Here is a 7,023-nt window from a genome sequence, read left to right as displayed (position 1 = left end):
ATCCCTTCCTCTCCCCGCTACCTCACGATAGTCAGGCTTGGGAGTCGCTATTGGGTTCACCGGTAGCAGGTGCCCACAGAGGACTTACACCTCAGATGTACGACATGCCCGTCGTACTAGAAAAAGAGCTTGCTTTAAAATGAAAGCAAGCTCTTTTTCTATTCTTCATGACTCTTAAGATAAGCCAAGGTTTCTTTTGTCCAGTGAGAAAGATTCTTCCCTAACGGACGAAATCCAGATTTATAGCGATCATTCGTAAAACGGCGACGCCGAGGAAAACGATGTTTTTCTTCTTCTAACGTGCGCATAGATAGACTTGCCTTACCAGAATATTCGTCGTAATCGACAACTTGGACGGTAATACTTTGCCCAACTTTCAAGATATCGCTAATATTTTCAATAAATCCTGTCCGAATTTCAGAAATATGGATTAAACCTGTAGTTCCATTCTCAAGTTCTACGAAGGCACCGTAAGGTTGGATACCACTAACAATTCCTTTATACTTTTCACCAATCCTCATTCCTCCACCTCAATTTTCAGAATGACTACAGGTTCTATGGGTTTATCCATCATATCTACTTCAACATGAGCAATTTTATCAAGAACTTCAAATGAAGTGGAATCCATTAGCTGACCGAAGACTGTATGTCGACGATCTAAGTGGGGAGTTCCTCCTGTTTTTGCATAATATGCTGCAATTGGTGCTGGCCAGCCACCTCGAACCAGTTCTTTTTTATTATAGCTACCACCTGTATTTTGAACAATAAAGAATTGACTACCATTCGTATTAGAGCCTGCGTTAGCCATAGATAAAGCTCCGCGGAGATTATAGAGTTCTTCATGAAATTCATCTTCAAACTCGCCTCCATAAATAGACTCGCCTCCCATACCAGTACCGCTAGGATCACCACCTTGAATCATAAAATCTTCGATAATACGATGGAAAGTAACTCCTTCATAGTAACCCTCCTTGGCTAAGCCAAGGAAATTCGCAACTGTTTTCGGAGCATGCTCAGGGAAGAGCTTAATCTTCATGGAACCTTGGTTTGTTTCCAAGGTAACCACTGGCCCCTCGACTGTGTCTAAATCCAATTGTGGGAAATGTAACAATTTAGAAATCAAGCCCATCTCCACTAACGCGTGTTCAATACCATCCTCCTCAACGGATTTGGTTACATAATCAGCCTTATCCTTGACGGAATCAATGGCTGCTCCCATAGCAACCGCCAAGCCCGCAAAATCAAACAACTCCAAGTCATTAAGACCATCCCCAAAGACCAGGAGATTTTCAGGCTTAAGATTTAAGCTGTCCAAGACTTTTTCAACACCAACAGCTTTTGACATCTCTTTAATGACAACATCACAGGAATTGGGATGCCAACGAACCAATCGGAGATCTTGCGCTAGCTCTTCTGGCAACATCAAATCCTGTCCTTCTTCCTCGAAGGTCCACATTTGGTAAATAGCTTCGCTCTGGTCCAGATCCGGATTAACCTCAAGCCCTGGGTAAATAATATCAATAGCTTCATTGATCAGGGGAGAACGAGTCGAAAGACTGGCTTGCTCTTTTCCAACCAACCCATAAGCAATGGCTTCTTTTTCAGCCCAATCCTTATAGGCTTGAACTTGTGCTTCCGGAATGGGGTGACTATAGACAGCTTCTCCTTTTGCATTTTCCACATAGGCACCATTAATTGTGACTAAATAATCAGGCTTTAAAGCTCGTAATTCTGGGACAACACCAAGTGGGGAACGGCCTGTGGCAATTCCGACCTTAATCCCAGCTTTCTTCAAATCTCTAAAAACACGTTCGATGGATGCTGGAATAAAACCTGTATCCTTCACTCGTAAAGTGTCGTCAATATCAAAGAAAACAATTTTGATTTTTTTAGCCTTGTACTTTGTTTTAGTATTCATCATTACTCCTATAACCATTCCTCATCCGATTGGACTAAGTGATGTTGAAAGGCATAGATAACTGCCTGTGTTCGATCACTCACCGCCAACTTTGAGAGGATATTTGATACATGTGTTTTAACCGTTTTTAATGAAATAAAAAGTTCGTCTGCGATTCGCTGATTCTCATAGCCTTTCGCCAAAAGGGCTAAGATATCCCGTTCACGAGGAGTTAAATCTTCGTGCAAGGGACGATTGAGACGATGATGTTCGAATTTCTGAGAGACCTCTGTCTGAATAGCCATCTCTCCCAAAGATACACGACGAATGGCACTAAAAATTTCATCTGCCGAGGAAGTTTTTAGAATATAGCCCTTAGCTCCTGCATCGAGTACAGGATATATTTTTTCATTGTCCAAATAAGAGGTCAAAATTAAAATTCTAGCCTCTGGCCAAGATTCTAAAATCTCAAGTGTCGCTTGAATACCATCCATATCCGGCATCAGCAAATCCATGACAATCACATCTGGGCGAAGTTCCAGTGCTAATTCCAATCCTTCTTTTCCATTGTTGGCTTCCCCAATAACCAAGGTATCCACTTGTAAATTAAGGTAACTCTTTAATCCTAAACGGACCATTTCATGATCATCCACTAATAGAATTTTCATCTAGTTCTCCCTTTAAAATTGGTATGCGAATATCAATCGCGACTCCTTGATAAGGAGCAGTTCTAAGGATCATTCTACCTGCCATATCTTCAACCCTCTCTTCCATATTGGCTAATCCGTAATGAAAGTCCTTGGCTTGATCCTGATTAAAACCACAGCCATCGTCTACCATTTTCAATTGTAACTGTCCTACAGTCTGTTTAAAATAGACTTCTAGATTGGTGGCTTGCGCATGGCGAAGTGTATTGCTAATAAATTCTTGGACAATACGATAGCAATGATTTTCAATTTCCGGCGGTAATTGTTCCACAGAGACTTCTAACCGAGTCTTGATTAAACTTTTCTCCTCAACTTCTGCAAGTAAGGTTTTCAAAGCTGATACCAAGTCTCGTCCCTCTAATTCCCGCGGTCGAAGATGTAAGAGAAGAATCCGTAAATCATTTTGAGCAGTATTAAGAATCCCCTCTACTCCTTGAAGCTCTTGTTGAATCCTAGCCGCATCAAAATTTGACTGTCGTAAGCCTGAAACCATCATGCTTGCCGCAAAAAGCTCTTGACTAACCGTATCATGTAAATCACGCGCAATCCGTTGCCGCTCTTGGCTAACAATATGGGCTTTCTCTACCAGCTCTTGATTCTCACTTTCCTGACGTATCAGTTGCAGATTATGAATGGATTGCCCCAAAGCTCGTAAATCCGCATCGAGAATCGGATCATCCAAGCTACTATAAGACTGCCCCTTTCGAATCTGTTCCAAAGCAGGATGTAAACGAGCACGAATAGTCTGCGCTCTCCAAACTTGTGCTAAAAATGCTAGAGCTACTGCTGCTAACGACAGGGCAAACAGCATCCCTAAAATTTGCAGAGCCATCCAATCCTTTAACCAGAGATCGTTCCAGCTAACATCCAAAACCCCTAAAAATTTTGTCACTAAAAAAAAGAGAAGTCCAAAGGTTGCACTAAAGATAAAGAGATAGATTCCCTTCCTCATCGGCGAATAACCTCCACATTCCCAAGCAGATTCGTAAAGACTAATTTCACAGAGCGATTAGCCTTGTCTAAATCAGGACTCTTAATCCGGAGGCGCTCATTGCGAAGATTGTAATAATCCTCAAAAAAACGAACATCTCCATAAAGAGTATTAACAGATAAATCTACCGCTACATCAATCGGAATGTAGACCGTTGTATTCCCCACTGCCTTTTGAATAATAATGAGATTCGAATCGAAGCCCAAAACAACCTCATCCAAATAGATCGTATCATTTCCACTAAATCGGGTCAGATTCAAATCCTCAAAAGCCTGACCCTCACCTAGAAAATAAGATAAATCACCTATCCAAGTATTCCTAGTTTTATCACCTGGCATTTCTAGTAGAATCGACTGTGAGCGATGTTCCCGATACAAATAAGGAAGCATGGCAGAAAAACCATAGACAATGGCGAACACAATCGCTGCCATTCCAAATGGATTGATACTCATGGCTAAAAATAAAAACAGAAAAAGAGCCACAACTAATAAATTGGATTGACTGTCTACTCGATAATAATGGTAAAGCAACAAACAAAGAATCAGAAACCAAATCCCACGCGTGACATCATCAGAAAACATGGTTAGAAAAGCCAATGTTAATAAAATCAGCTCAATCAATACAAAAAAATGGATTTTTCTCATCACAATGCTCCTTGTACCTTATTATTGTATCAAATAGCCTGACTCATGAACAGTCACAACTCTGTTGAAAGAAAAAAGAAGTTGGGAATCCCCAACCTCTTCCATTTTATTCCTCTAAAGAACTACTAGAACTCGCTTCCGTTCGACTGCTAGAAGATGTGCTCGTATTCAATGATGACGACTCGCTTTCTTCTTCACTTTCATCCGTCACAGATGGTATGGACACAGACGAACTCGAAGGATAAACGGATTGATTTTGAACAACTGCCGCAACTGTTAATTCGATATTAGCAGACTTGACATCAATAATATTCCCAGCCAAAGGATTCTGTCTCACAATAATATCGGATTGCACAGCTGTCACCTCATTTGTAACTCGACGACTAATACGGCTAACCGGAACCCCAAGATTAATCAAAGTATCACGGGCATCACGATAGGTCATACTGGTGAAATCTGGCATCTCAATAGAAGTAGCTTGACGTGCTACTTGAAGGACAATCTTCGTATTGCCCGTTGGATCAAACTCTTCACCGGCCTCTGGTGTCTGCGATAGAACGATTCCTGATTCCTCATACGTATCATCAACTTCTTCAATTTTAATCAATCGTTCTGGAACCTGGTGTTCTTCCCTCAGGATTCGCTCAGCCTCACTCAAAGATTTTCCAACTAAGCTTTCCATCTTAAAACGTGTGCCTTCCGCCGAAACAATCAAATCAACCGTAGAACCTTCACGTCTTTGTGTCCCAGATTTAGGATTGGTTCGGATGACGTTCCCAGGCTCAACCTCTGTCGAAGTCTCTTCAGAAACATTCCCCACCACTAGACCTGCTTCCTCAATTTGCGTCCGTGCCTCTGCTAAGGGCAAATTTTCAACCTGTGGAATCACAGCTGAAGATGGACTGAGAAAGATCAAGGATAGGACAGCCAATACAACTAACACAAAGGCCCCCAAAACGACCTTGTACCGCATTCGAATACGCCGACCATGTTTCTTTTTAGGACTAGCTACCTTATTAACAATCTTACTTTTATTACTCTGCTGTGGACGAGGACGCGGCTCAATCCTCTCCTCGCTCTTGGTGACCTGATCAGCTTCCCTGACTGGAGCAGGTGCAACCTTTGGAGCCGGATTCGATTTAGGGAGCGTCTTAACTTCAGATTCCTTCTCGGTAAAATGCAAAATCGGTTCATTGCGTCGCTCATAGGATAAACTCGTTGAAAGATCCAGATACATCTCCGCGACCGTTTTGTAGCGATCTTCTAATTTCTTAGCAGTTGCCTTGATTACCACATTCTCCACTGGAGTCACTACGCGAGCATTCTCTTCACGAATAGATGGGAGCGGTTTTTGAAAATGCTGAAGGGCAATCGTAACAGCACTATCCCCATCATAAGGAATATGCCCTGTTAGCATTTCATAAAAAATAATCCCCATAGCATAGATATCTGACTGAATCGTCGCTTTTGAACCACGCGCTTGTTCAGGAGATAGGTAATGAACACTACCTAACATGGAATTGGTCTGCGTTAAACTGGTTTCCGCAAAAGCCACTGCAATCCCAAAATCCGTAACCTTAACGGTTCCCCCTTTAGTCAAAAGAATGTTCTGAGGCTTCAAATCCCGATGGACAATTCCCCGCATATGTGCCAAACGCATAGCTAAGAGAATCTCGCCCATGATACGAACCGCCTCTTCATTACCCAGAGGAGCCTTATCCTTGATATAGCGTTTTAAATCTAGGCCTGAAACATATTCCATAGCCAGGTATTGTTGGCCATCCTCTTCTCCAATATCTGTAATTCGAACGATATTTGGATGATCCAACTCGGCCATAGCCTTGGCTTCCCTTTGAAAACGGGCTACCGCAACAGGATCAGTTTGGTAATTGGTACGGAGAACCTTAACAGCGACTTCTTCACCATCTAAAATTAAATCTTTTGCTAGATAGACATCCGCCATTCCGCCTCGACCAATTTGCTCCATGATCTTGTAGCGTCCAGCAAAGATTTTTCCGATTTGAATCATAGCTGGTCCTCCTGTTTATAATGAACAAGAGCCACAGAAATATTATCTATTCCTCCAGCAACATTCGCCATGTGTACTAGTGTTGCTGCTTTTTCTTGAAGACTTAAATCAGTCGCCAGAACTTCTTGGATTTGAACATTGGTAACCATATTGGTCAAACCATCGCTACTGATAATCAGATAATCTCCGTCTTGCAACACTGCTAATCCAATATCTGGCTTAACAGGGTCTTGTTGACCAATAGATTGAGTAATAATATTTTTCTGAGGATGATTCATAGCTTCCTCCTCAGTAATTTGTCCAGCTTTCAATAATTCGTTGACCAAAGAGTGATCACTGGTTAACTGAATATACTCTCGCTGATCCCAGATACTCACACGGGAATCCCCTACATGTGCGAAGACAGCTTGATTTCCAATAAGAACAACCGCTTCTAGCGTTGTCCCCATACCTCGAAATTCATCTTCTTGCCCCATGGCATGTATTTTCTGATTTTCCGCTTCCAATTGGGTTTCAAACCAGGAACGCATCTGATCTATAGAATTAATATCTGAATGAACCCATGCTGCTCCCAAATCCGTAACGGCCATCTCACTAGCAATATTCCCTGCTCGATGACCACCCATTCCATCCGCTAATACAATTAAAGGATTTCCTGCTTGGTTTCGAAATTGATTGACAAAATCTTGATTGTTAGAGCGTCTCTGCCCTACATCTGTCAACAATGCAATCTCCATGTCTTGTTATTTCCTCCT

General features: G+C 42.0%; 7 protein-coding genes. All 7 read right to left on the bottom strand.

From position 1 onward, the window contains the following. Window positions 1–158 precede the first annotated feature (158 nt). Window positions 159–521, bottom strand: a complete 363-nt coding sequence (locus tag ACXM1Q_RS03620; RefSeq protein WP_135035895.1) for a S1 RNA-binding domain-containing protein — start codon at window positions 519–521, stop codon at window positions 159–161. Further along, complete coding sequence (locus tag ACXM1Q_RS03615) at window positions 518–1,918, bottom strand: Cof-type HAD-IIB family hydrolase (protein WP_458516256.1); 1,401 nt, start codon at window positions 1,916–1,918, stop codon at window positions 518–520. Before ACXM1Q_RS03615 ends, ACXM1Q_RS03620 begins: the two co-directional genes overlap by 4 nt. An 8-nt stretch (window positions 1,919–1,926) precedes the next feature. Continuing rightward, window positions 1,927–2,565, bottom strand: coding sequence for a response regulator transcription factor (locus ACXM1Q_RS03610; RefSeq protein ID WP_135035901.1), 639 nt, complete (start codon window positions 2,563–2,565; stop codon window positions 1,927–1,929). Then, on the bottom strand, window positions 2,543–3,556 hold the full coding sequence (locus tag ACXM1Q_RS03605; RefSeq protein ID WP_458516254.1) for a sensor histidine kinase: 1,014 nt from the start codon (window positions 3,554–3,556) through the stop codon (window positions 2,543–2,545). The genes ACXM1Q_RS03610 and ACXM1Q_RS03605 overlap by 23 nt, the downstream gene beginning before the upstream one ends. After that, window positions 3,553–4,239, bottom strand: a complete 687-nt coding sequence (gene liaF, locus ACXM1Q_RS03600; protein WP_458516252.1) for a cell wall-active antibiotics response protein LiaF — start codon at window positions 4,237–4,239, stop codon at window positions 3,553–3,555. Before liaF ends, ACXM1Q_RS03605 begins: the two co-directional genes overlap by 4 nt. 106 nt (window positions 4,240–4,345) lie before the next feature. Then, window positions 4,346–6,268, bottom strand: coding sequence for a Stk1 family PASTA domain-containing Ser/Thr kinase (pknB, locus tag ACXM1Q_RS03595; RefSeq protein ID WP_458516250.1), 1,923 nt, complete (start codon window positions 6,266–6,268; stop codon window positions 4,346–4,348). Beyond that, window positions 6,265–7,005, bottom strand: coding sequence for a Stp1/IreP family PP2C-type Ser/Thr phosphatase (locus ACXM1Q_RS03590; RefSeq protein WP_458516248.1), 741 nt, complete (start codon window positions 7,003–7,005; stop codon window positions 6,265–6,267). The genes pknB and ACXM1Q_RS03590 overlap by 4 nt, the downstream gene beginning before the upstream one ends. Window positions 7,006–7,023 lie beyond the last annotated feature (18 nt).

Source organism: Streptococcus sp. 10F2 (assembly GCF_054331515.2).
Note: the sequence above shows the minus strand (reverse complement) of the source record. Positions and strands in the feature narration are given on the sequence as shown.